We start from the raw sequence: 22,814 nt of genomic DNA, 5'->3' as shown, positions 1-22,814 counted from the left end.
CTGCGGGACCCCGCCCGATGGCACGTCCGGGAGCGATGCCACGTGAGCGAGGGTCCTCACCTGTCACCCGAGATGCTGGCCTTGATGCAGAGAGCGGCCATGCCCGACTTCGCCCGCTGGCAACAGATGGTCTACGCCACGGGCGGCTGCGCCCAACCGGTCCGGCTGCACGGTGAGAGATACACGCTGAACAGCCGGACGGGCGAAGTCCTCGACGTCTACCGGACCGCCGACGAGCCGACCGGTTTCCTGCTCACAGCGTGCGGCAACCGGCGCGCGTCCAGGTGCCCGGCCTGCTCGGCGGTCTACAAGGACGACACGTACCACCTGATCATCACTGGCCTACGCGGCGGCAAGGGCGTTCCGGAGGAGGTCAGCCAGCATCCCCGCGCGTTCGTCACCTTCACCGCCCCATCCTTCGGTGCCGTCCACGCCCACCGCAAGCAGTCAGGCCGGACACTCCCATGCCGTCCACGCCGGGACCGTCCCGTCTGCGAGCACGGTCGGCCGAAGGGCTGCGGCTTGCGTCATGAGCGCGATGACGTCCAGGTCGGACAGCCCTTGTGCGTGGACTGCTACGACTACATCGGGGCTGTCCTGTGGAACGCTCACGCGGGCGCGCTCTGGCGAGAGTTCACCAAGACCATGCCGAGCGTCCTGGCCCGTCTGCTCGGCACCACGCGAAAGGAGCTTCGCCGGACGGTCCGCCTTTCCTATGCCAAGGTCGCCGAGTATCAGGCTCGCGGCCTGGTCCACTTCCATGCCGTCGTCAGACTCGACGGACCGAACGGACCCGCCGACCGCCCTCCGGACCACATCACGATCGACCTGCTCGACCAGGCCATACGCCGGACCGTCGGTCAGGTCGCGGTCCGAATAGAGGACGGACCGCCCTCGCCCGTCCGGTGGGGCGACCAGCTCGATGTACGACCGGTCTACGTCTCGGCCGAACTGGACGGCATGACCGACCAGCGCGTTGCCAGATACGTGGCCAAGTACGCCACCAAGGGTGCTGAGTCGGCCGGCACAGTCGATCGTCCGATTCGGCACATATGGGAGATCGCCGGACTGAAGACCACGGAGCATGCCCGCCGGATGATCTACACCTGTTTCAGCCTCGCCGACCTGCCGCCGTACCGGCACCTGCCACTGCGGCAGTGGGCCCACATGCTTGGCTATGGAGGCCACTTCTCCACCAAGTCCCGCCACTACTCGATCAGACTCGGAGACCTACGACAGGCCCGCGCCGACTTTCGTGCCGAGCAAGCCTTGCTGATCAAGGGCACTCCGCCTCCCGCCTCGGAGACAACCGTGACGGTAAGCGAATGGCACTATGCCGGAAGCGGTCATCGCCACGGAGAGGCGTTCTGGGCGGAGGTAGCACGCCAACGGATCGCCACCGCCCGCAAGATCGCCCGAGATCAGTCCAGCGAGGACAGACAGCCGCTCCCTCTAGACCTAGAGAGACCTCCCTCTAGGTCTAGAGAGCGCCTAGAGGCTAATCAGCCGACTGAACAGGTATCTAGTGCCTAGAGGCTCCTAATCTCGCTGGGCTCCTTCGGGCCAGATCACCTGGACGGGCACCTCCCGCCGTCGAGCCTCGGCCACCACGTCAGCAGTGCCGCCGTAGCCTCGGGCGGGCTTCCCGTCCCAGACGGCGAACAACACATCGGCGTCGTCCAGCATCCGCGCACTCGCCGTCATGTGGGACTCAGAGGTGGACTCCACGAAGTCCAGCCGGTGGGTGCGGACCGCCCGGCCCAGCAGCTCGTCGTATGCAGCATGGCACTCACTCGGCAGCCCGTCCCGGTATTCCTTGGCCGGGATCACAGCCTCCAGCACCCCACCGAGATCGAGCACCGCACGAGCGAAGATCTGATCGGCTCCGTCCGCCAGGCAGGACAACCCGGTGACGCCCGTTCGGCACTCCGCGAGGGCCTTACGTACGGCCCCGTCGATGAGCACGGTGGTCTCCTCGGGCAAGCCCCGATGCCCGGACACAGCGATGCGAACCATGGTTCCCCTAGATCAGAGTCGCGTGAAGACGCTCATCAAACGAGCGCAGGGCACCCGACGACGGCCCGGCATACGTGCGGCGGAACTTCTTGACGCGGTGCAGGACTCGCTCCGAGCCGTACGTCGTCGCGACGCTGAGCGCGTTGGACGCCAGATACAGCGCCTCGTCATAACGCCCCGACATGGCCTCAGCCGCCGCCACCTCCGTCATGAGCACACCCCGCTGCTTTGCACTAGGTTGGGCCGACGACAGCGACTCGTTGAAGGCCGCCACCGCTTCGGCCGGCCTCTTGAGCCGGACCATCACCAGGGCGCGATAACCCGCCAGCTTCGCCTGATCGAACGGGAACACCCACGGCCACGGCGGCGCGACCGCCCTCTCACCAGCCCGTACCGCAGCCTCAGCCGCGCTCAGCGCTTGAAGCGCCGCCGCCTCATTCCGCGCGGTCCCATGAGCGAGCGCTTCGAGGCTCGACAGCCACGCGCGAGCGATGGCCGGTGGCCGCGCACCAATCTCCCGCCGCGCCGTCCGCAAAAGATTCAGCCCGATCAGCGGATCGTCGGCATCGATTTCGAAGGCCGCCAGACTGCCGATCATGTACGCCGCCAGCAAAGCGTTGTCGGCCTGCCGCGTGCTGTCGATCGCCCGGCGGTAGTAGAGGCGCGCCGACCCGGTGTCCTGCATGTCGACATGCACCCAGGCCGCAAAGCCTGCCGCCTCGCTCAGACCGGCCCGGAGCTCGTTCGCATGCCGAGACCGCGACGCGCGGCCGAGAACACGGCTCGCGAGATCGACCTGCGCCACAGCGGGCCGAGCGAGTTCACGCGCGGGCGTGACGGCCTCCAACCGACGCTGAGCGCCGGTGATGCTGGTCAGCGTGGCGGCCGTCGTCTCGTCCACATCTGGACGCCTTGGCAGGGCCACCCCCGCCAGCGCGGTCACCGCCAGCGCCTTGCTGAACTCTCTGCGCTTCGTCGGATCGTCATCCCCTCGGGCTCCGAATCGGAGTAGATGAAGCGGCACCCCGATCTGAATGGATATCTCCCGAACCTGGTCCACGGTGAGCGGCTGACGGCCACGCAACACCTTGGACACCCAGCTCTGGGAGTAGCCGACCGCCTCAGCCAACTGGCCCTGCGTCCAACCGTTCGCCCGCCGCACCTCTTCGAGGATGACCGGTAGATCGCACTCGGCGAGAGCGGCGGCCACAACTGGCCCGGACCAGAACTGCGGCGGTATCTGGGTCACAACGCTAGGTTAAACCGCCCACCTCGGCCGTACCGATATTCGTGACGGGAATACCCGTACCACCAGCAGTACTAGGCCGTTCACCTGCGGTTTCATGACGGCAACGCTCAGTACATGAACGAACTGCTGCCCCACCCGTTGATCGCCGCACAACAACTGGCCGCCGCCCTTGCGGACGAGGGAATCACTGCCGACGTCCATCACGACTTCGGCACGCCCATGGTGTCGGTCTGGGTCGGTCTGATCGTTTGGTGCGCAGACGGCACGTACTGGTGGCGCACCGGCTGGAACCCACGCATACACCGACCGATCTACGCAGGACACCCCTTCACCCAGCCGGCCCGCGCCGCCCACCGAGTCGCCCTTCGCTACACACAACTGCGCATGTCGCATCCGCTCTCGTCACTGATCGCCGGAGCGCAGCCGTGCCTCTAACCGTGCAGCAAGTGCTCAGCAGATTCCCCGGCTGGCAGATCACCGACATGTCTGGAGGTTGGGTGGCCATGCGAGTCAACTTCGTACCCAAGAACAGCGGCCTCTCCAACGTGCGTTGCGGAGAGACCTTGGAGGAGCTAGCCGGGAATCACACGCCGAGATCAGGCAGCAGAAGTCACGGCAACCAGCGGTAGGCAAGTAGTTCGATGGCAACCCGACCCGGAGCGCAGGGCCGTCAGGCCCGAGCACCGGAAGCGGGGCGGCAGCTCAACTTCACCAACAGAAAGGAATCTAGATCCGTTTAGGCAAGGTATTCGCATATAGCAAGATAAGGCCATTGAGCCAATACAGGAATTCAACAAGAACCTCGGCATCACCATGCCAAATTCTGCGCAGGCGACTCTTCGCTAGCCAAGATACCAGCCTCTTCGCAGACCATCAGATGCAAGCGGGACGACACCTCGGCAAGCTCTTCCGTAATATCGCGGTGCGCTAATTCCACAGGCATGGGGCAAAGAGCTGCCCTGACGTCATCGGACCACTCAGCGAAATGCATGAGTATGGCTCCCGCGATCTCAGAGACCTCCGCTTCCCTCCCCCACGCCGCCTGGAAGTCCAGCAGCGCGCACAGCGCGTCTGCGAATGGCCCACTATCTAGTTGGTCTTGGACGGCGATGTTCGCCGCAGCAGACCTCACCCTGGCCTTCGCTGCTGCGAACTCCAACTCGCCTCGCACCCAAATACCGAAGGCTGTCCGAAAATCCTGATAAGCAGCGATGAGGGAAACGCAATCAGCCGCAGCACCAAAGGTACTGGAAAGCAGTGGATTGAGATTGACCTTGTACTGCCGCATAGCCTTCCGGTCAAGCGGATTATGTGGATCATCATAACGCGCATGACAGGTGGGGCATAAAGCAATAAGATTCTTAAACTCGTGCTTCTTGACCTTTGACCATGGAATGATATGCGCTATCTCGACTGGCGTGGCTCGACAAGTCGGGATCGCACATCGATGTCCCGCCTCAATAAGGACACGGCGTCTAAGCTCACTGGGGATAGCAGGCCGTCCTGCGGTCATGAAGCCATGCTAACGATTCCCACTGACACCATCAGGGGAACGGCGGCCACTTCTGTACGGCCGATCTGGGACAGGGTCACTGCTGGCAGATCACACGCGGACAGAGGCGCGTGGGCGGTGCTGGCCGCGACCGGCCCCCAGGCCGCAGCGTGGCCAGCAACCGCCCGACGCGCGGCGGGCCGCTGCAGGCGGCGCCGCCCTTGACCTTGTAGAGAAGATTGTCGCCAAGACTACTTACGGCGGCCAGAACTTCCCTGGACATCACCGACGATCAGCTCGCCGATTCGGACCAACCGAGCGACGTACGTTCGGCCTTCGCGACGTCGTAGACGCGGAAGGAGCGCCCGCAGATCACGCGCGGACTCCTTCACAACTCGAAGCTGATCAGCGTCCAACACACCCCTCTGGCTTCCAACGTAGCTGGTCAAAGGGCCTGCCATGCAGAAGTCCAGGTACGCGACCGGTTGCTCGTAGATGTCCACGCCGCGCAGGTCGTCGGGGAACGGCAGGCCCATGTGCTCCGCCCAGAGCACACAGACCTCGTTGAAGACAGCCTGGTTCACTCGCCAGCAGGCGCGACGCCCACCGGGCAAGCGACCCCGGTCCCTCCAATCCCGCAGTAGCCGTTTTTGTTGCGGTGAAGATACTGCTGGTGATAATCCTCGGCGAAGTAGAACGGCTTCGCCGGTGCCAGTTCCGTCGTGATCCCCCCGTACCCCGCCTGGGCCAGCACCTTCCCGTACGCGTCCCGCGAAGCCTCCGCGGCCGCCTGCTGCGACGGCCCGTGGTAGTAGATCGCCGAGCGGTACTGGGTGCCGACGTCGTTGCCCTGGCGCATGCCCTGCGTCGGGTCGTGGGACTCCCAGAAGACCTTGAGAAGCTGCTCGTACGAGATCTCGGCCGGGTTGTAGACGACCCGGACGACCTCGGTGTGTCCGGTGCGCCCGGAGCAGACCTCTTCGTACGTGGGGTTGGGCGTGTAGCCGCCCTGGTAGCCGGCGGCGGTGGTGTAGACGCCGGGGGTCTGCCAGAACTTGCGCTCGGCGCCCCAGAAGCAGCCGAGGCCGAAGTCGGCGATCTCGTAGCCGTCGGGGTAGGGCGGGGCGAGGGGGGCGTCCAGGACCGCGTGGCGGGCCGGGACGGGGATCGGCTCCTGCCGGCCCGTCAGGGCCTCGTCGGGAGTGACCATGGTCGCCTTGGTTCCGAACAGCCAGCCCATCAGAATGCACCTCCGCAGTCCACTGTACAGAGGCTGCAACGGTTAACCATCGCTACATATTTCCGTGAAGATCCTCGCATTTGTGCTCAAAGGTAGTCATGCCCGAAGATGTGTTTCATGCCTGAACTACGGCGCGGTGTCTTGTATGGCGTGGCCGCGTATGCGATGTGGGGTCTGTTCCCCCTCTACTGGCCGCTGCTCAAGCCCGCCGGGGCCGTCGAGATCCTGGCCCACCGGATGGTGTGGTCGCTGATCACCGTGGTCGCGGTGCTGGCCGTGCGCAGGTACTGGTCGTGGATCAAGGAGATCGTCCGGCAGCCGCGCAAGCTCGCCCTGCTGGCCCTGGCCGCGCTGATCATCACGGTCAACTGGGGGACCTACATCTACGCGGTCAACACCGGTCACGTGGTGGAGGCCGCGCTCGGATACTTCATCAACCCGCTGGTGAGCGTGCTGTTCGGGGTGGTGCTGCTGCGGGAGCGGCTGCGGCCGCTGCAGTGGACGGCGGTGGGGTTCGGCGCGCTGGCCGTGATCGTGCTGACGACGAACTACGGCAGGCTGCCGTATCTGGCGCTGGTGCTCGCCTTCTCGTTCGGTCTGTACGGGCTGATCAAGAAGCAGGCGAACGTGGGCGCGGCCGAGAGCCTGACGGTGGAGACGCTGCTGCTGCTGGTGCCCGCGGTCGCGTACATCGGGTTCCTGGAGGCCGCGGGGCAGGGGACGTTCGTGGACCTGGGGCCGTGGCACGTGGTGCTGATGGTCGGCGCGGGGGTGATCACGGCGGTGCCGCTGCTGTGTTTCACCGCCTCGGCCATCAGGGTGCCGCTCAGCACGATCGGGCTGCTGCAGTACATCGCGCCGGTGCTGCAGTTCCTGTGTGGGGTGCTGATCGCGAAGGAGACGATGCCGCCGAGCCGGTGGATCGGGTTCTCGATCGTCTGGCTGGCGCTGGCGATCTTCACGTACGACAGCCTGCGGGCGGCGCGGGCCGCCCGCATCAGCAGGTCAGCCAGACCGCTCGACCACGTAGTCACATAGCGTCAAAAATGCGGACTTGGCCGGGATGTCGGGAAGGCCGCTGATGTCGGCCCGAGCCCGGTCCACCCAGGCGTCCAGGTCGCCCCGGGCCCGCGCCATCGCCGGGTGGGCCCGCAGCAGCGTCAGCGCCTCGTCCAGGTCGTCCTCCGCCACCGGCCCGGAGAGCAGCTCCCCCAGCCGCGACGACGGGTCGTCGGCCAGCACGTAGAGCACCGGCAGGGTCCTGATGCCCTCGCGCAGGTCGGTGCCGGGCGTCTTGCCCGACTGCCGGGAGGACGAGGCCACGTCCAGCAGGTCGTCGCCGAGCTGCCACGCCACCCCGATGGCCTCGCAGGCCCGGCTGAGCCGCTCCTCGACGTCCGCCGGCGCGCCCGACAGCAGCGCGCCGAACCGGCCGGCCGCCGCGATGAGCGAGCCGGTCTTGTCGCCGAGCACCTGGATGTAGTGGGCGACCGCGTCGTCGCCCGCGCGGGCCCCGACGGTCTCGCGGATCTGCCCGCGCACCAGGCGGGAGAACGTCTGCGCCTGGATCCTGATCAGCTCGGGCCCGAGGTCGGCGAGCAGGTCGGAGGCCTGGGCGAACAGGTAGTCGCCGGTCAGGATCGCCACGGTGTTGTCCCACCGCGCGTTGGCCGACGGCGAGCCGCGGCGCACCCGCGCCTCGTCCATGACGTCGTCGTGGTAGAGCGAGCCGAGGTGGGTCAGCTCGATGACCACGGCGCCGGGCACCACGCCCGGCGCCGACGGGTCGCCGAACTGCGCGGCCAGCAGCACCATCAACGTGCGGAAGCGCTTGCCGCCGGCCTCGATGAGGTGCTTGGACGCCTCCGTGACGAAGGCGTCCTCGCTCTCCACCGACGAGCGCAGCAGCTTCTCGACCGCGGCCAGACCATTGGCCACGTCCTGCGCCAGCCGCTCGTCTTCGATAGGAAGGTCAACAACGGGAGGCGCGGACATATGTTTCCCCTTATCTAATGAAAAGGCTGGAAGCAGCCGTGTTGGCGAGCTGGAGCACGGGCTCCGGGAACACCCCGACTCCTACGGTAACCAGCAGCGAGAGCGTGATGACGGTCACAGTGCCCGTACTCGGCACCGCGATGGCCGGGCCGTCGGCCGCCGGCTCGTTGAAGAACATCAGCACGATCACGCGGACGTAGAAGAACGCCGCGATCGCCGAGGCGATGACGCCCACCACGACCAGCCCGGTCATCCAGGCGCCCAGCGAGTCGCCGGCCTCCTGGCCGCTCCCGATGGCCGCCGTGAACAGCGCGTACTTGCCGAAGAACCCGCTGGTGAGCGGGATCCCGGCGAAGGCCAGCAGGAAGAAGGCGAACACCCCGGACAGGATCGGCGCCCGCTTGCCCAGGCCCGCCCAGCGCGACAGGTGGTTGGCCTCGCCGCCGGGGTCGCGCACGAGCGTGACGATGGCGAACGCGCCCACGGTCGCGACGCCGTACACCAGCAGGTAGAACAGGATCGCCTGCAGCGAGACGGCGTTGCCCGCCCCGGTGTCGTACGTCGCCAGCACGCCCACCAGCAGGAAGCCGGCGTGCGCGATGGAGGAGTAGGCGAGCATCCGCTTGATGTCGGTCTGCGTGATGGCGATCACGGCGCCGACCATCATCGTCAGCGCGGCGACGACCCACAGCACCGGACGCCAGTTCCAGTCGAGGTTGCCCAGACCGACCCAGAACACCCGCAGCAGGGCGCCGACGGCCGAAACGAGCGTGCCGGAGGCCATGAGCGCGGTGATCGGCGTCGGCGCGCCCTGGTAGACGTCCGGCTTCCACGCCTGGAACGGGGCCGCACCGATCTTGAACAGCAGGCCGACGCCGAGCAGCGAGAACCCGAGCAGCAGCAGCGGGTCGAGCAGCGCGCCCTGCGCCATCGCCTGGCTGATGCCGGCGAAGGACACGGTGCCGGCGTAGCCGTAGACCATGGCGGCGCCGTACAGGAAGAACGCCGAGGAGAACGCGCCGAGCAGGAAGTACTTCATCGACGCCTCCTGCGACAGCAGGCGGCGCCGGCGGGCCAGGCCGCACAGCAGGTAGAGCGGCAGGGACATGACTTCCAGGCCGACGAACATCGTCAGCAGGTCGTTCGCGGCGGGGAACATGAGCATGCCGCCCACCGCGAACAGCGCCAGCGGGTAGACCTCGGTGTGCTCGTGGCCGGCCCGCTCGGCCCCCTCCTCGTCGGCGCTGCCCGGCACGGACGCGGCCGAGGCGACGAAGTGGCCCTCGTCGTTGATCAGCAGCACGCACACGGCGGACAGGACGAGGATGACGCCCCAGATGAACAGCGTGGGCCCGTCGATGGCGAGCGCGCCCATGGCGACCGGCGCGGTCGGCAGGTCACCCCTGACGACCTGCACGATGACCAGCGCGAACGCGCCGATCAGGGAGAGCAGGGTGAGCGGCACCTGGAACGACTTGCGCAGGTAGCGAGGCGCGAAGGCCTCCACGAGCACGCCGAGGATCGCCGCGCCGAAGACCAACAGCAGCGGCGCCAGCGTGGCGTACTCGATCGTCGGGAACTCGATGGTCGGGTTCACTGCCCGGCTCCCTTCTCAGCGACGCCCGGGTTGTGCACCTGGACGTTGACCAGGGTGGAGGTCACGGCCGGGTTGATCACGTCCAGCAGCGGCTTGGGGAAGAACCCGAAGCCGATGATCAGCGCGACGAGCGGCGCCAGGACCCACACCTCGCGGGCGTTCAGGTCCTTGAACGCCTTGACCGGCTCGGCGGTGGGGCCGTTCAGCGCCCGCTGCACCATCCACAGGATGTAGACGGCGGCCAGGATGACGGCCAGCGCGGAGACGATCGCCGCCGCGGCCAGCGCGCCGGAGCCGAACGCCTCGCTGGAGTAGGTGCCGATCATCACCATGAACTCGCTGACGAACGACGACAGCCCCGGCAGGGAGAGCCCGGCCAGACCGGCGACCAGGAAGAAGCCGGCGAGCACCGGCGTGACCTTCTGGACGCCGCCGTAGTCGGCGATGTGCGGCGAGCCGCGCCTGGCGATGAGGAACCCGGCCGCCAGGAACAGCGCCCCGGTCGCGAAGCCGTGGTTGACCATGTAGAGCGCGGCCCCGGCCTGGGCGACCTGGGACATCGCGAACACGCCCATGACGATGAACCCGAAGTGGGAGATCGACGTGTAGGCGATGAGCCGCTTCATGTCGGTCTGCCCGATGGCCACGATCGCGCCGTAGATGATGCTGATGACCGCGAGCACGATGATCGGCGTGGTGAACGCCTTGGCCGCGTCGGGGAACAGCTCCAGGCAGAAGCGGAGCATGCCGAACGTGCCCACCTTGTCGAGCACGCCGACCAGCAGCACCGCGGCGCCGGCGGGCGCCTGGGCCGCCGCGTCGGGCAGCCAGGTGTGCACCGGCCAGAGCGGCGCCTTGATGGCGAAGGCGATGAAGAACCCGGCGAACAGCCACTTCTGCGTGGCCGGGTCCTGGATGGCGCCGACGAGCTCGGGGAACATGAACGTCCCCTGGCCCGCGACCACGTACAGCCCGATGACCGCGACCAGCATGAGCAGGCCGCCGAAGAGCGAGTACAGCAGGAACTTGACGGCCGCGTAGGACCGCTGGGCCCCGCCGTACGACCCGATCATGAAGTACATCGGGATCAGCATGGCTTCGAAGAAGACGTAGAACAGGAAGACGTCGGTCGCCGCGAAGACGCCGATCATCATCGCCTCGAGCACGAGCAGCAGCGAGAAGTACGTCTTCACCGAGCGCTTGGGCGCGACCACGGTGCCGTCGGCGGCCTTGACCCCGTCGGCGTCGTGCCAGGAGGCCAGCACCACGATCGGCACCAGCACCGCCGACAGCGCGATCAGCACCAGCGCGATGCCGTCGACGCCGACGCCGAAGTGCACCCCGAAGCTCGGGATCCAGTCGTACGTGGCCTCGAACTTGAAGCGCTCACCGGCGGCGTTCGGGAACTGGAACGCCATCACCAGCGTCAGGGCCAGCACCACCAGGGAGACCAGCAGCGTGACCTGCTTGGCCAGGGTGGTGCTGCCCTTCGGGAGCAGGGCCACCACGATGGCGCCCAGGACGGGCACCGCCATGAGTATCGGGAGCCAGAGTGACGACATCAGATGTTCCCTACGAGGAGCAGGGCGCCGGTCAGGATGGCGGCACCGAACAGGATGGACAGCGCGTAGGTTCTGGCGAAGCCCGTCTGGAGCCTGCGCAGGCGCCCGGAGCTGCCGCCGATTCCCGCGGCCAGCCCGTTGACCACGCCGTCGATGCCGCGGTTGTCGAAGAACACCGCGAGGCGGGTCAGCCACTGGCCGGGACGCATGATCAGCGACTCGTTGATCGCGTCACCGTACAGGTCGCGCCGGGCGAACGTGGTGAGGAACGAGCCGCGCGGCTGCACGGCGGGCACCTCGGCGCGCCCGTACTTGTACCAGGCGAACGCCGCGCCGACCGCGACCAGCGCCAGCGTGGCGAGGCCGGTGGTGCTGGTGAAGTGGAACTCCGGCCTCGCAGCGGGAGCGCCGACCGCGGGGGCCAGCCAGTCCATGAGCCGGTTGCTCAGGATCAGGTAGCCGCCCAGGAAGATCGACCCGATCGACAGCACGATGAGCGGCACCGTCATGACGGTCGGCGACTCGTGCGGGTGGGCGTCCTTCTCCCAGCGCTTCTCGCCGAAGAAGGTCATGAAGACCATCCGCGACATGTAGAAGCCGGTGATGCCGGCGCCGGCCACGGCCAGCCAGCCGAGGATCGGCTGCGCGTGCACCGCGGTCTCGATGATGCCTTCCTTGGTGAAGTAGCCGGAAAGCAGCGGGAACCCGATGATCGCCAGGTAGCCGATGAAGAACGTGGCGAAGGTGACCGGCATGTACGTGCGGAGCCCGCCGTACTTGCGCATGTTCACCTCGTCGTTCATGCCGTGCATGACCGAGCCGGCGCCGAGGAACAGGTCTGCCTTGAAGAAGCCGTGCGTGATCAGGTGGCCGATGGCGAAGGCGTAGCCCACCGGGCCGAGACCCGCGCCCAGCATCATGTAGCCGATCTGCGACATCGTGGAGCCGGCGAGGCCCTTCTTGATGTCGTCCTTCGCGCACCCGATGATCGCACCGGCCAGCAGCGTGGCCGCACCGACGACGGCGACGGCGAGCGCCGCGCCCGACCCCTCCGGGAAGAAGAACGCGCCGGAGCGGACCACCAGGTAGACGCCGGCGGTGACCATGGTCGCCGCGTGGATGAGGGCCGAGACCGGGGTCGGGCCCTCCATCGCGTCCAGGAGCCACGACTGCAGCGGGAGCTGGGCGGACTTGCCGCACGCGCCGAGCAGCAGGAGCAGGCCGATGGCCAGCGTGGTCGGGTTCTCCGCCGTGATGGGCTTCAGCTCGGCGAAGGCGAGCGTGCCGAACGTGGTCCAGATCAGGAACATGCCGACCAGCAGCCCGAAGTCACCCACGCGGTTGACCACGAACGCCTTCTTGGCCGCGACCGCGGCCGACGGCTTGAACTGCCAGAACCCGATCAGCAGGTAGGACGCCAGGCCGACGCCCTCCCAGCCGATGAACAGGCCGACATAGTTGTCGGCCAGCACCAGCAGGAGCATGGCCGCGACGAACAGGTTCAGGTAGGCGAAAAACCTGCGCCGGTCTGGGTCGTGCGACATGTAGCCGATCGAGTAGATGTGGATCAGCGATCCGACACCGGTGATCAGCAGCGCGAAAGCGATCGACAGGGGGTCGATGAGCAACCCCATGTCCACCATGCCCGGGATGAACTCCCACAGGTGCACCGCCTGGCGGCGCTGCGCCTCGGGGAGCCCGAGCAGTTCGACGAACGCCAGCACCGCCACGACGAACGAGGCGAGGGACATGGCCACGCCCAGCAGATGGCCCCACCGGTTGGTGTAGCGGTTGAACACCAGCAGGATGGTCGCCCCCACCAAGGGGAAGGCGATCATCAGCCAGGACAGCCCGATCACGCCACCGGTGGTGTGCTGGATGATCTCAACGGGATCCACCAGTCACCTCTTAGTACTTCAGCAGGTTCGCGTCGTCGACGGACGCGGACCTGCGGGTTCGGAAGATCGTCACGATGATGGCCAGGCCGACCACGACCTCGGCCGCGGCCACCACCATCACGAAGAACGCGACGATCTGGCCTTCCAGGTTGCCGACCTGCCTCGCGAACGTGACGAAGGCGAGGTTGCAGGCGTTGAGCATGAGCTCAATGCACATGAACACCACGATCGCGTTGCGCCGGATCAGCACGCCGACCGCGCCGATCGAGAACAGCAGGCCCGACAGGATGAGGTAATTCGTGGTCACTCGGACTCCTCCTCGGCCCGTTGCCGGATGGCCTCGGCGAACTTCGGGTCCTTAGGCAGCCGGTCCTGCTCGACGTCGTAGCGGGCGATGTACGGGTTGACCGACTCCTCGGAGACCGAGCCGTCGGGCAGCAGCGCCGGCATGTCGACCGCGTTGTTCCTGGCGTACGTGCCGGGCCCCGGCAGCGGCGTCGGCCGGTCGCCGAGGAAGCGCGCCTTGGACAGGTCCTTCTGCGTGGCCTTCTTGGCGACCCGCTCGCGGTGCGCCAGCACCATCGCGGCGAGCGCGGCGGTGATGAGCAGCGCCGAGGTGACCTCGAACGCGAACACGTACTTGGTGAACAGCAGCAGCGCGATCGAGCGGATGTATCCGCCCTGCGCGGTGGCGGCGGCGAGCCCCGCCTGCGAGCTGAAGACCGCGTTGCCGAGGGCCAGCACGATCAGCCCGGCGAAGCCGATCCCGGCGATGATCGCCCAGAACCGCTGTCCCCGCAGTGTCTCGACCAGCGAGTCGGAGGTGTCGACCCCGACCAGCATGAGCGTGAACAGGAACAGCATCATGACGGCGCCGGTGTAGACGATGATCTGCACCGCGGCCAGGAACGGCGCTTCCTGCACCGCGTACAGGACCGCCAGGCAGAGCATCACGGTGCCGAGCATCAGCGCCGAGTAGACGGCCTTCCGGTTGAAGACCACGCCGAGAGCCGCGCCGACGGACACGACGGCGAGCACCCAGAAAGTGATGGTCTCACCCATTGGTCCGTCCCAGCCGGTAGTAGTCCTCTTCCGTCTCGCCCAGGCGCATCGGGTGCGGCGGCTGCTCCATGCCCTGCGTGAGCGGGGCCAGGAGCATCTCCTTGGTGAAGATCAGTGCCTCACGGCTGCCGTCGGCGAGTTCGTACTCGTTCGTCATCGTGAGCGCCCGGGTCGGGCACGCCTCGATGCACAGCCCGCAGAGGATGCACCGCAGGTAGTTGATCTGGTACGTGCGCCCGTAACGCTCGCCCGGAGAGTAGCGCTCGTCCTCGGTGTTGTCCGCGCCTTCGACGTAGATCGCGTCGGCCGGACACGCCCAGGCGCACAGCTCGCACCCCACGCACTTCTCCAGGCCGTCGGGCCAGCGGTTGAGCTGGTGGCGACCGTGGAAGCGAGGAGCCGTCGGCTTCTTGACCTCCGGGTAGTTGGTCGTGACGGGCTTCTTGAACATCGTGTGGAAGGTGACCCCGAAGCCCTTGACGGGGTTCAGCCAATCAGTTAGTCCCACTGGGAATCTCCTTGTGCTGCGCCCCGTGGTAGTGCGGCAGATCAAGCGGCGGCACAGGGAAGCCACCGGCTGCCGGCTCCTTGGACAGTTCCTCGAACTCGGCCTCGACCTCCGCCTTCTTGGCTTCCTTGCGCCGTTGGTTGACGGTGTCGAACCGCATCCAGATCGCCAGCGCGCCGATCACGATGATCACGCCCATCCCCGCGGAGAGGTAGATGTCGCCGTCGAAGGTGCCGTTGTTCACGAAGATCACGTTGCGCACGGCGGCGACGAGCAGGATCCACGCCAGGTTGACCGGGATCAGCACCTTCCAGCCGAGCGACATCAGCTGGTCGTAGCGGATGCGCGGCAGCGAGGCCCGCACCCACACGATGAAGCAGAACACCAGGATGAACTTGATGATGAACCACAGCACCGGCAACCAGCCGACGTTGGCGCCCTCCCACAGCGAGATGGGGAACGGCGCCCGCCAGCCGCCGAGGAACAGCGTCACGGCGATGCCGGAGGCGGTGAAGGTGTGGACGTACTCGCCCATCATGATCAGCGCGAACTTCAGCGACGAGGAGTACTCCGTCTGGAAGCCGCCGACCAGCTCACCCTCACTCTCGGGCAGGTCGAACGGGATGCGGGCCGCCTCGCCGAACATGGTGACCACGTAGATCAGGAACGACGGGATGAGCAGCACCGCGAACCAGGTCTGCTGCTGCGCCGCGACGATCTCCGAGGTGGACAGCGTGCCGGCGAACAGGAAGATGGCCACGAACGACAGGCCCATCGCGATCTCGTACGAGACCACCTGGGCCGCCGAGCGCAGACCGCCGAGCAGCGCGTACGGCGAGCGCGAGGACCATCCGGCGAGCACCACGCCGTAGACCGACACGGCGCCCATGGCGAGCACGAACAGCACCGCCACCGGCAGGTCGAGCAGCTGCAGCGGCGTCTGCACGCCGAACAGGTTGACCATCGGCCCGAACGGCATGACGGAGAAGGCCAGGAAGGCCGGCACCACCATGATGATCGGGGCCATCAGGTAGAGCGCCTTGTCCACCGTCCGCGGGGTCAGGTCCTCCTTGAGCCCCATCTTCAGGCCGTCGGCGACGGACTGCAGGATGCCGAACTTGCCCGCGCGGTTCGGGCCGTAGCGGTGCTGCATCCTGGAGATCAGCTTCCGCTCGAACCAGACGCCGAGCAGGATGCCGACCATGATGAAGGCGAAGAGCATCACGGCCTTGATGATGGTGATCCAGAGCGGGTCCTTGCCGAAGTCGGCAAGGGTCGGATCGGCCGCGAGAACGTAGGTCATGAGGCGCTCCCGATCGTGACGATGTCGCCGGCCACCGCGCCCAGATCGCGGGTGACCGAGCAGCCGCCCGAGTTCGACGGCACCCAGACCACGCGGTCCGGCAGGTCGGCGATGCGGACGGGCAGCGTGACGGCGGTGGGGCCGGCCCCGCCGACGACGACCTTGTCACCGTCGGCGACGCCGATCTCCGCCGCCGTGCTCGCCGAGACCAGCGCCTCGGCCGCGCGGGCGGTGCCCGCGAGGTACGGCTCGCCGTCCTGCAGACGGCCGTCGTCGAGCAGCAGGTGCCAGGTCGCCAGCAGGGCCTGGCCCGCGGCGGGCGCGGGCAGGGCGCGGGTGGCGACGGACGGGGCGGCGACGCGGTCGCCGCGCCAGGCGCCGATCGACGTCAGCTCGCGGCGGGCGGCCTGCGCGTCGGGCAGCCCCAGGTGGACGTCCATCCGGTCGGCGAGGTTGCCGATCACGGCCAGGTCGCTCTGCATGCCGGGCACCTTGATCGGCGCCTCGAACGAGCGACCCCTGCCTTCCCAGTTGACGAACGTGCCGGCCTTCTCCTGGACGGCGGCGACCGGCAGCACCACGTCCGCCCGGTCGGTGACCGCGCTCGCGCGGATCTCCAGGCTGACGATGAACGGCATCCGCTCCAGCGCCTCCAGCGCCAGCGCCGGGTCCGGCAGGTCGTACGGGTCGACCCCGGCCACGACCAGGGCGTCGAGCTCGCCGTCACGGGCGGCGGCGAGGATGCCCGAGGTGTCGAGGCCCGGCGTCTCCGGCAGCGAGGCGACGCCCCACGCCCTGGCGACCTCGGCCCTGGCGGTGGCGTCCTCGACCGGCCGGCCGATCGGCAGCAGGTTGGGCAGCGCGCCCGCCTCGACGGCGCCGCGCTCACCGGCCCGGCGCGGGATCCAGGCGACCCTGGCCCCCGAGGCGGCCAGCCGCACCAGGGCGGACAGCGCGCCGGGGACCGTGGCCAGCCGCTCGCCGGCCAGCACGATCGTGCCCTCGGCCAGCGTGCCGGCGAGCTCGCCGAGCGCGTCGGCCTCGCCGCCGGGAGCGGTGCGGACGAGCGTGCCGCCCATCTTGGCCAGGCTCTTGGTGGCGAACGGGGCGATCGAGGTGACCGGGAGCCCCCGCTTGCGCCACGCCTTGCGCAGCCGCAGGAAGACGCTCGGCGACTCCTCCTCGGGCTCGAACCCGGCGAGCACCACGGCGGGCGCGTTCTCCAGGTCGGTGAAGGAGATCTCGATACCGGTGCCGGCGACCGCGTGCGCGAGGAAGCGGGCCTCCTCGGCGGAGTGCGGCCGGGCACGGAAGTCGATGTCGTTGCTGCCGAGCGCGATGCGGGCGAACTTGGCGTAGGCGTAGGCGTCCTCGACCGTGAGCCGGCCGCCGAGCAGCACGCCCGCCTTGCCGCGGGCGGCGGCCAGGCCCTGCGCGGCCACGCTCAGCGCCTCCGGCCACGAGGTGGGCACGAGCACGCCCTCCTCGTCGCGGACCAGCGGCGTCCGGAGCCGGTCGGGCTGGGTGGCGTAGGTGAACGCCCAGCGGCCCTTGTCGCAGTTCCACTCCTCGTTGACCTGCGGGTCGTTGCCCGCCAGGCGGCGGGTGACCTTGCCGCGCCGGTGGTCGGTGCGCTGCGCGCAGCCGGAGGCGCAGTGTTCGCACGCGCTCGGCGTGGACACCAGGTCGAACGGGCGGGCCCGGAACCGGTAGGCGGCGCCGGTCAGCGCGCCCACCGGGCAGATCTGCACCGTGTTGCCGGAGAAGTAGGACTGGAACGGCTCGCCGTCGGCCACGCCGACCTGCTCCTTGGCGCCCCGCTCGAAGAAGTCGATGAACGGGTCGCCGGCGATCTGGTCGGAGAACCGGATGCAGCGCGCGCACTGGATGCAGCGCTCGCGGTCGAGCAGCACCTGGGTCGAGAGCGGCAGCGGCTTGGCGAAGGTCCGCTTCTTCTCCTGGAAGCGGGACTCGCCCTGGCCGTTGGACATGGCCTGGTTCTGCAGCGGGCACTCGCCGCCCTTGTCGCACATCGGGCAGTCGAGCGGGTGGTTGATGAGCAGGAACTCCATCGCCCCGCGCTGCGCCTTCTCGGCGACCGGCGAGGTGAGCTGGGTCTGCACCACCATGCCCTGGGCGACCTCGATCGCGCAGGACGGCTGCGGCTTCGGGAAGCCGCGGCCGTTGCCGGCGTCGGGGATGTCGACCAGGCACTGACGGCAGTTGGCCGCCGGGTCGAGCAGCGGGTGGTCGCAGAACCTGGGGATCTGGATGCCCAGCAGCTCGGCCGCCCGGATGATCAGCGTGCCCTTGGGGACGCTGATCTGGAACCCGTCGATCGTGCAGGTCACCAGGTTGGTCTCTACAGCGGTCGTGGTCACCGGTCACCCCACAGAGTGGACTTCTTCGGGTCGAACGGGCAGCCGCCGACCTCGAAGTGCTTGAGGTACTCCTCGCGGAAGTACTTCACAGACGAGTGGATCGGGCTGGTCGCGCCGTCGCCGAGCGCGCAGAACGAGCGGCCGAGGATGTTGTCCGCGATGTCGGTGATCGTGGACAGGTCCTCCTCGGTGCCCTGGCCGGCCTCCAGGCGCTTGAGCACCTGCTTGAGCCAGTAGGTGCCCTCGCGGCACGGCGTGCACTTGCCGCACGACTCGTGGGCGTAGAACTCCGTCCAGCGCAGCACGGTGCGGACCACGCAGGTGGTCTCGTCGAAGATCTGCAGCGCGCGGGTGCCGAGCATGGAGCCCTTCGCGCCGACGGCCTCGAAGTCCAGCGGGACGTCGAGGTGCTCGTCGGTGAAGATCGGCGTGGACGAGCCGCCGGGGGTCCAGAACTTGATCCGGTGCCCCTCGCGGATGCCGCCCGCCATGTCGAGCAGTTCGCGCAGCGTGATGCCGAGCGGCGCCTCGAACTGGCCGGGCCGCGTGACGTGGCCGCTCAGCGAGAAGATGCCGAAGCCCTTGGACTTCTCGGTGCCCATGGAGGCGAACCAGTCGGCGCCGTTGGCGATGATGCTGGGAACACTCGCCACAGACTCCACGTTGTTCACAACAGTCGGCGAGGCGTACAGCCCCGCCACCGCCGGGAACGGAGGCTTGAGACGCGGTTGACCCCTGAAGCCCTCCAGCGAGTCGAGCAGCGCGGTCTCCTCGCCGCAGATGTAGGCGCCCGCGCCGCTGTGCACGACGAGCTCCAGGTCGTAGCCGGAGCCGAAGACGTCGGTGCCGAGATAACCCTTCTCGTACGCCTCGCGCACGGCCGCGTGCAGCCGCCTGATCACGTGCAGCACCTCGCCCCGCACGTAGATGAAGGCGTGGTTGGCCCGGATCGCGTACGAGGTGATGATGACGCCCTCGATGAGCGAGTGCGGGTTGGCCATCATCAGCGGGATGTCCTTGCAGGTGCCCGGCTCCGACTCGTCGGCGTTGACGACGAGATAGTGGGGCTTGCCGTCGCCCTGCGGGATGAAACCCCACTTCATGCCGGTGGGGAAGCCCGCGCCGCCGCGGCCGCGCAGACCCGAGTCCTTGACGGCCTGGATGACGGCGTCGGGGTCCATGCCCAGCGCCTTCTTGGCGGCCTCGTACGGGCCGTAGCCGTCGATGGTGAAGGAGTCGGGCCTGTCCCAGCTCGCGGTCAGGACCGGAGTAAGGGTAGTACTCATGCCTCTGGGGCCTTCCATCCGTTGGCCTTGGCGACCTTCAGGCCTTCCAGCGAGGCGCCGGCGGCCGAGGGGCCTTCGCCCGCCTGGTCGTCGGGCAGCCCGGCCAGCACGCGCGAGGCCTCCTTGAACGAGCACAGCCGCTTCGGCCCGCGGGTCGGGCGGATGTCCTTGCCGTCGCGCAGGTCGTCGACGAGCTGCTTGGCCGACTCGGGGGTCTGGTTGTCGAAGAACTCCCAGTTGACCATCATGACCGGGGCGAAGTCGCAGGCCGCGTTGCACTCCAGGCGCTCCAGCGAGACCTTGCCGTCAGGGGTGGTCTCGTCGTGGCCGATGCCGGTGTGCTCGGTCAGTTGCTCCCAGATCTCGTCGCCGCCCATGACGGCGCAGAGCGCGTTGATGCACACGCCGACGTGGTAGTCGCCGGCCGGCTTGCGCTTGTACATCGTGTAGAACGTCGACACGCCGACGACCTCGGCCTTGCTGACGCCGAGGATCTCCGCGCAGAACTCGTGGCCGTCGTCGGAGACGTAGCCGTCTTCCGACTGCACGAGGTGGAGCAGCGGCAGCAGCGCCGAACGAGCCTTCGGGTAGCGGCCGATGATCTCCTTGGCGTCCTTCTCCAGACGCTCCCGGACTTCCGGTGCGTAGCTCACCGGTCCACACCTCCCATGACGGGGTCGATTGATGCCACCGCGGCGATCACGTCTGCGACCTGCCCGCCCTCCGACATGGCGGGGATGGCCTGCAGGTTGTTGAAGGACGGCTCGCGGAAGTGGACGCGGTAGGGGCGGGTGCCGCCGTCGCTGACGACGAGCGCGCCGAGCTCGCCCTTGGGCGACTCGATCGGCGCGTACGCCTGCCCGGCGGGCACCCGGAAGCCCTCGGTCACCAGCTTGAAGTGGTGGATGAGGGCCTCCATCGAGCTGCCCATGATGTGCGCGATGTGGTCGGGCGAGTTGCCGAGCCCGTCGGGGCCGAGCGCGAGCTGCGCCGGCCAGCCGATCTTCTTGTCCTCGATCATCACCGGGTCGCCCTTGAGCGGACCGGCGATGCGGTCCAGGGCCTGCTCGATGATCTTGAGGGACTCTTCCATCTCCTGCATGCGGACGAGGTAGCGGGAGTACACGTCGCAGCCCTTCTGGACCGCGACGTCGAACTCGTAGTTCTCGTAGCCGCAGTAGGGCTGCGTCTTGCGCAGGTCCCACGGCAGGCCCGAGGCCCGCAGGATCGGCCCGGTGATGCCGAGCGCCATGCAGCCGGTCAGGTCGAGGTAGGCCACGTCCTGGGTGCGGCGCAGGTAGACGGGGTTCTCGTCGAGGAGCTTGCGGATGTCCTTGATCCGCTTGGGCATCTCCTTGAGGAGCTCGCCGACCTTGTCGACCGCGCCCGCGGGCAGGTCGACGCTCACGCCGCCGGGCCGCACGTAGGCGTGGTTCATGCGCAGGCCGGTGATGTACTCGAACAGGTCCATGACCATCTCGCGGTCACGGTAGCCGAACAGGAAGGGCGTGGTGGCGCCCAGCTCCATGCCGAACGTGCCCATCGCGACCAGGTGAGAGGAGATGCGGTTGAGCTCCATCATCATCACGCGGATCGCCTGGGCCCGGTCGGGCACCCGGTCCTCGATGCCCAGCAGCTTCTCGACGCTCAGGCAGTAGGCCGTCTCGTTGAAGATCGGCGACAGGTAGTCCATGCGAGTGACGAACGTGGTCCCCTGGGTCCACGTGCGGTACTCCATGTTCTTCTCGATGCCGGTGTGGAGGTAGCCGATGACGCTGCGCGCCTCGGTGACCGTCTCGCCGTCGAGGGTGAGGACCAGCCGGAGCACGCCGTGGGTCGACGGGTGCTGCGGGCCCATGTTGACGACCAGGCGCTCGTCGTCGCCCTCGCGGACGCCGGTGACGACGTCGTCCCAGTCGCCCCCGGTGACCGAGTAGACCTTGCCTTCTGTCGCCTCGTCGTAGGCGGTGCTCATGAGTATGACCTCCTGTGATCCGGCGAGGGGATCGTGGCGCCGCGGTACTCGACCGGGATGCCGCCCAGCGGGTAGTCCTTGCGCTGCGGGTGGCCGTCCCAGTCGTCGGGCATCATGATCCGGGTCAGCGCGGGGTGACCGTCGTAGACGATCCCGAAGAAGTCGTACGCCTCGCGCTCGTGCCAGTCGTGGGTCGGGTAGACGCCGACGGTCGACGGGATGTGCGGGTCGGCGTCGGGGCAGCTCGTCTCGACGCGCACCCGGCGGTTGTGGGTCATCGAGCACAGGTGGATGAGGGAGTGCAGCTCCTCGCCATCGAGGTGCGGGTAGTGCACCCCGGAGACGCCGAGCGACAGCTCGAAGCGGAGCTCCGGGTCGTCGCGGAGCTTCTGGCACACCTCGACCAGCCGCTCCCGCTTGACGTGCAGGGTCAGCTCGCCGCGGTCGACGACCACGCGCTCGATGGCGTCGTCCATGCCGAGTGCGTCGACGATCTCGTCGAAGTAGCCCCCGTACGGGCGCGGGGTTGACAGCCGCGGCTGGCGGCGGACGACCAGCCCGCCGAAGCCGGAGGTGTCGCCGGAGTCATGGACGCCGAACATGCCGCGCCGGACGACGGGCGCCTCGACCGGCTCAGGCGCCTGTGCCTCGTCGGGCACCTTCGCGTCGGGGACCTCGGGGAGGTTGTCGGGCGAAGTCACTTGGTCGCCCCCTGGTCGATCAGCGGCAGCGTACGGAGCGCCCGCAGTTCGAGGTCCTCGATCTGCTGGGCGCGGTGCGCGCCGAACTTCATGTTCTGGATCTTGTCGTGCAGCTTGACGATCGCGTCGATGAGCATCTCCGGCCGCGGCGGGCAGCCCGGCAGGTAGATGTCGACGGGCACGACGTGGTCGACGCCCTGGACGATCGCGTAGTTGTTGAACATGCCGCCGCTGGAGGCGCACACGCCCATCGCGATGACCCACTTGGGCTCGGCCATCTGGTCGTAGATCTGCCGCAGCACCGGCGCCATCTTCTGCGACACCCGGCCGGCGACGATCATCAGGTCGGCCTGCCGCGGAGTCGCCGAAGCGCGCTCCATGCCGAAGCGCGCGAGGTCGTAGTGGGAGGCGCCGGTCGCCATCAGCTCGATGGCGCAGCAGGCGAGGCCGAACGTGGCCGGCCACACCGAGTTCTTGCGTGCCCAGCCGGCGGCCTGCTCGACCGTGCTGAGGATGAACCCGCTGGGGAGTTTCTCTTCGAGTCCCATG

At 68.0% G+C, this 22,814-nt stretch carries 21 protein-coding genes; 3 read left to right on the top strand and 18 right to left on the bottom strand.

Going from position 1 to position 22,814, the window contains the following annotated elements; genetic code table 11:
• Window positions 1-99 precede the first annotated feature (99 nt).
• Window positions 100-1,533, top strand: coding sequence for a replication initiator (locus ACIBF7_RS07675; RefSeq protein WP_397196661.1), 1,434 nt, complete (start codon window positions 100-102; stop codon window positions 1,531-1,533).
• Between the two features lie 6 nt (window positions 1,534-1,539).
• Here ACIBF7_RS07675 and ACIBF7_RS07670 read toward each other — a convergent pair whose 3' ends face one another.
• Together ACIBF7_RS07670 and ACIBF7_RS07665 are read right to left on the bottom strand one after the other, a co-directional pair.
• On the bottom strand, window positions 1,540-2,016 hold the full coding sequence (locus ACIBF7_RS07670; RefSeq protein ID WP_397196660.1) for a hypothetical protein: 477 nt from the start codon (window positions 2,014-2,016) through the stop codon (window positions 1,540-1,542).
• Window positions 2,017-2,023: 7 nt separating this feature from the next.
• Complete coding sequence (locus ACIBF7_RS07665; RefSeq protein ID WP_397196659.1) at window positions 2,024-3,265, bottom strand: helix-turn-helix domain-containing protein; 1,242 nt, start codon at window positions 3,263-3,265, stop codon at window positions 2,024-2,026.
• Between the two features lie 114 nt (window positions 3,266-3,379).
• On the opposite strand from ACIBF7_RS07665, the gene ACIBF7_RS07660 reads away from it, so the two are divergent.
• Window positions 3,380-3,700, top strand: coding sequence for a hypothetical protein (locus ACIBF7_RS07660; RefSeq protein WP_397196658.1), 321 nt, complete (start codon window positions 3,380-3,382; stop codon window positions 3,698-3,700).
• A gap of 373 nt (window positions 3,701-4,073) precedes the next feature.
• Here ACIBF7_RS07660 and ACIBF7_RS07655 read toward each other — a convergent pair whose 3' ends face one another.
• Complete coding sequence (locus tag ACIBF7_RS07655; protein WP_397196657.1) at window positions 4,074-4,778, bottom strand: HNH endonuclease; 705 nt, start codon at window positions 4,776-4,778, stop codon at window positions 4,074-4,076.
• Window positions 4,779-5,337: 559 nt separating this feature from the next.
• On the bottom strand, window positions 5,338-5,997 hold the full coding sequence (gene msrA / locus ACIBF7_RS07650) for a peptide-methionine (S)-S-oxide reductase MsrA (RefSeq protein ID WP_397196656.1): 660 nt from the start codon (window positions 5,995-5,997) through the stop codon (window positions 5,338-5,340).
• Between the two features lie 150 nt (window positions 5,998-6,147).
• Here msrA and rarD point away from each other — a divergent pair, with 150 nt between their 5' ends.
• Window positions 6,148-7,035: an EamA family transporter RarD gene (gene rarD / locus ACIBF7_RS07645; protein ID WP_397196655.1), complete on the top strand. Its 888-nt coding sequence runs from the start codon at window positions 6,148-6,150 to the stop codon at window positions 7,033-7,035.
• On the opposite strand, the gene ACIBF7_RS07640 is transcribed toward rarD, so the two are convergent.
• From ACIBF7_RS07640 to ACIBF7_RS07575, 14 genes are all read right to left on the bottom strand, one after another.
• A complete protein-coding gene (locus tag ACIBF7_RS07640; RefSeq protein ID WP_397196654.1) occupies window positions 7,003-7,992 on the bottom strand; it encodes a polyprenyl synthetase family protein in 990 nt (329 codons plus the stop codon). The two genes, rarD and ACIBF7_RS07640, sit on opposite strands and share 33 nt — an antisense overlap.
• Before the next feature lie 10 nt (window positions 7,993-8,002).
• Window positions 8,003-9,589, bottom strand: coding sequence for an NADH-quinone oxidoreductase subunit NuoN (gene nuoN / locus ACIBF7_RS07635; protein ID WP_148036382.1), 1,587 nt, complete (start codon window positions 9,587-9,589; stop codon window positions 8,003-8,005).
• Entirely contained in the window at window positions 9,586-11,151 is a 1,566-nt protein-coding gene (locus tag ACIBF7_RS07630) for an NADH-quinone oxidoreductase subunit M (RefSeq protein ID WP_148036381.1), read from the bottom strand. Before ACIBF7_RS07630 ends, nuoN begins: the two co-directional genes overlap by 4 nt.
• Window positions 11,151-12,989 (bottom strand): NADH-quinone oxidoreductase subunit L, encoded by a 1,839-nt coding sequence (gene nuoL / locus ACIBF7_RS07625; RefSeq protein WP_271274868.1) that lies wholly within the window; start codon window positions 12,987-12,989, stop codon window positions 11,151-11,153. Before nuoL ends, ACIBF7_RS07630 begins: the two co-directional genes overlap by 1 nt.
• A 70-nt stretch (window positions 12,990-13,059) precedes the next feature.
• The gene (gene nuoK / locus ACIBF7_RS07620; RefSeq protein ID WP_148036380.1) at window positions 13,060-13,356 is read right to left on the bottom strand and encodes an NADH-quinone oxidoreductase subunit NuoK; all 297 of its coding nucleotides are present in this window, start codon (window positions 13,354-13,356) and stop codon (window positions 13,060-13,062) included.
• Window positions 13,353-14,111, bottom strand: a complete 759-nt coding sequence (locus ACIBF7_RS07615; protein ID WP_148036379.1) for an NADH-quinone oxidoreductase subunit J — start codon at window positions 14,109-14,111, stop codon at window positions 13,353-13,355. The genes nuoK and ACIBF7_RS07615 overlap by 4 nt, the downstream gene beginning before the upstream one ends.
• Window positions 14,104-14,619 (bottom strand): NADH-quinone oxidoreductase subunit NuoI, encoded by a 516-nt coding sequence (gene nuoI / locus ACIBF7_RS07610; RefSeq protein ID WP_148036378.1) that lies wholly within the window; start codon window positions 14,617-14,619, stop codon window positions 14,104-14,106. The genes ACIBF7_RS07615 and nuoI overlap by 8 nt, the downstream gene beginning before the upstream one ends.
• Window positions 14,606-15,922 carry an NADH-quinone oxidoreductase subunit NuoH gene (nuoH, locus tag ACIBF7_RS07605; RefSeq protein WP_271274792.1) on the bottom strand — a complete coding sequence of 439 codons (1,317 nt, stop codon included), beginning with the start codon at window positions 15,920-15,922 and terminating at the stop codon, window positions 14,606-14,608. Before nuoH ends, nuoI begins: the two co-directional genes overlap by 14 nt.
• Complete coding sequence (locus ACIBF7_RS07600) at window positions 15,919-18,303, bottom strand: NADH-quinone oxidoreductase subunit G (RefSeq protein ID WP_148036376.1); 2,385 nt, start codon at window positions 18,301-18,303, stop codon at window positions 15,919-15,921. The genes nuoH and ACIBF7_RS07600 overlap by 4 nt, the downstream gene beginning before the upstream one ends.
• On the bottom strand, window positions 18,300-19,589 hold the full coding sequence (gene nuoF / locus ACIBF7_RS07595; RefSeq protein ID WP_148036375.1) for an NADH-quinone oxidoreductase subunit NuoF: 1,290 nt from the start codon (window positions 19,587-19,589) through the stop codon (window positions 18,300-18,302). The genes ACIBF7_RS07600 and nuoF overlap by 4 nt, the downstream gene beginning before the upstream one ends.
• The gene (nuoE, locus tag ACIBF7_RS07590) at window positions 19,586-20,242 is read right to left on the bottom strand and encodes an NADH-quinone oxidoreductase subunit NuoE (protein WP_148036374.1); all 657 of its coding nucleotides are present in this window, start codon (window positions 20,240-20,242) and stop codon (window positions 19,586-19,588) included. The genes nuoF and nuoE overlap by 4 nt, the downstream gene beginning before the upstream one ends.
• On the bottom strand, window positions 20,239-21,564 hold the full coding sequence (locus ACIBF7_RS07585; RefSeq protein ID WP_219544851.1) for an NADH-quinone oxidoreductase subunit D: 1,326 nt from the start codon (window positions 21,562-21,564) through the stop codon (window positions 20,239-20,241). The genes nuoE and ACIBF7_RS07585 overlap by 4 nt, the downstream gene beginning before the upstream one ends.
• Window positions 21,561-22,265 (bottom strand): NADH-quinone oxidoreductase subunit C, encoded by a 705-nt coding sequence (locus ACIBF7_RS07580; protein WP_378525358.1) that lies wholly within the window; start codon window positions 22,263-22,265, stop codon window positions 21,561-21,563. The genes ACIBF7_RS07585 and ACIBF7_RS07580 overlap by 4 nt, the downstream gene beginning before the upstream one ends.
• Entirely contained in the window at window positions 22,262-22,813 is a 552-nt protein-coding gene (locus tag ACIBF7_RS07575; RefSeq protein ID WP_148036371.1) for an NADH-quinone oxidoreductase subunit B family protein, read from the bottom strand. Before ACIBF7_RS07575 ends, ACIBF7_RS07580 begins: the two co-directional genes overlap by 4 nt.
• Window position 22,814 lies beyond the last annotated feature (1 nt).

Origin of the sequence: Nonomuraea sp. NPDC050478, assembly GCF_044458265.1 — a bacterium.
GTDB classification, from domain to species: domain Bacteria; phylum Actinomycetota; class Actinomycetes; order Streptosporangiales; family Streptosporangiaceae; genus Nonomuraea; species Nonomuraea ferruginea.
This window is presented reverse-complemented; position numbering and strand designations above follow the sequence as displayed.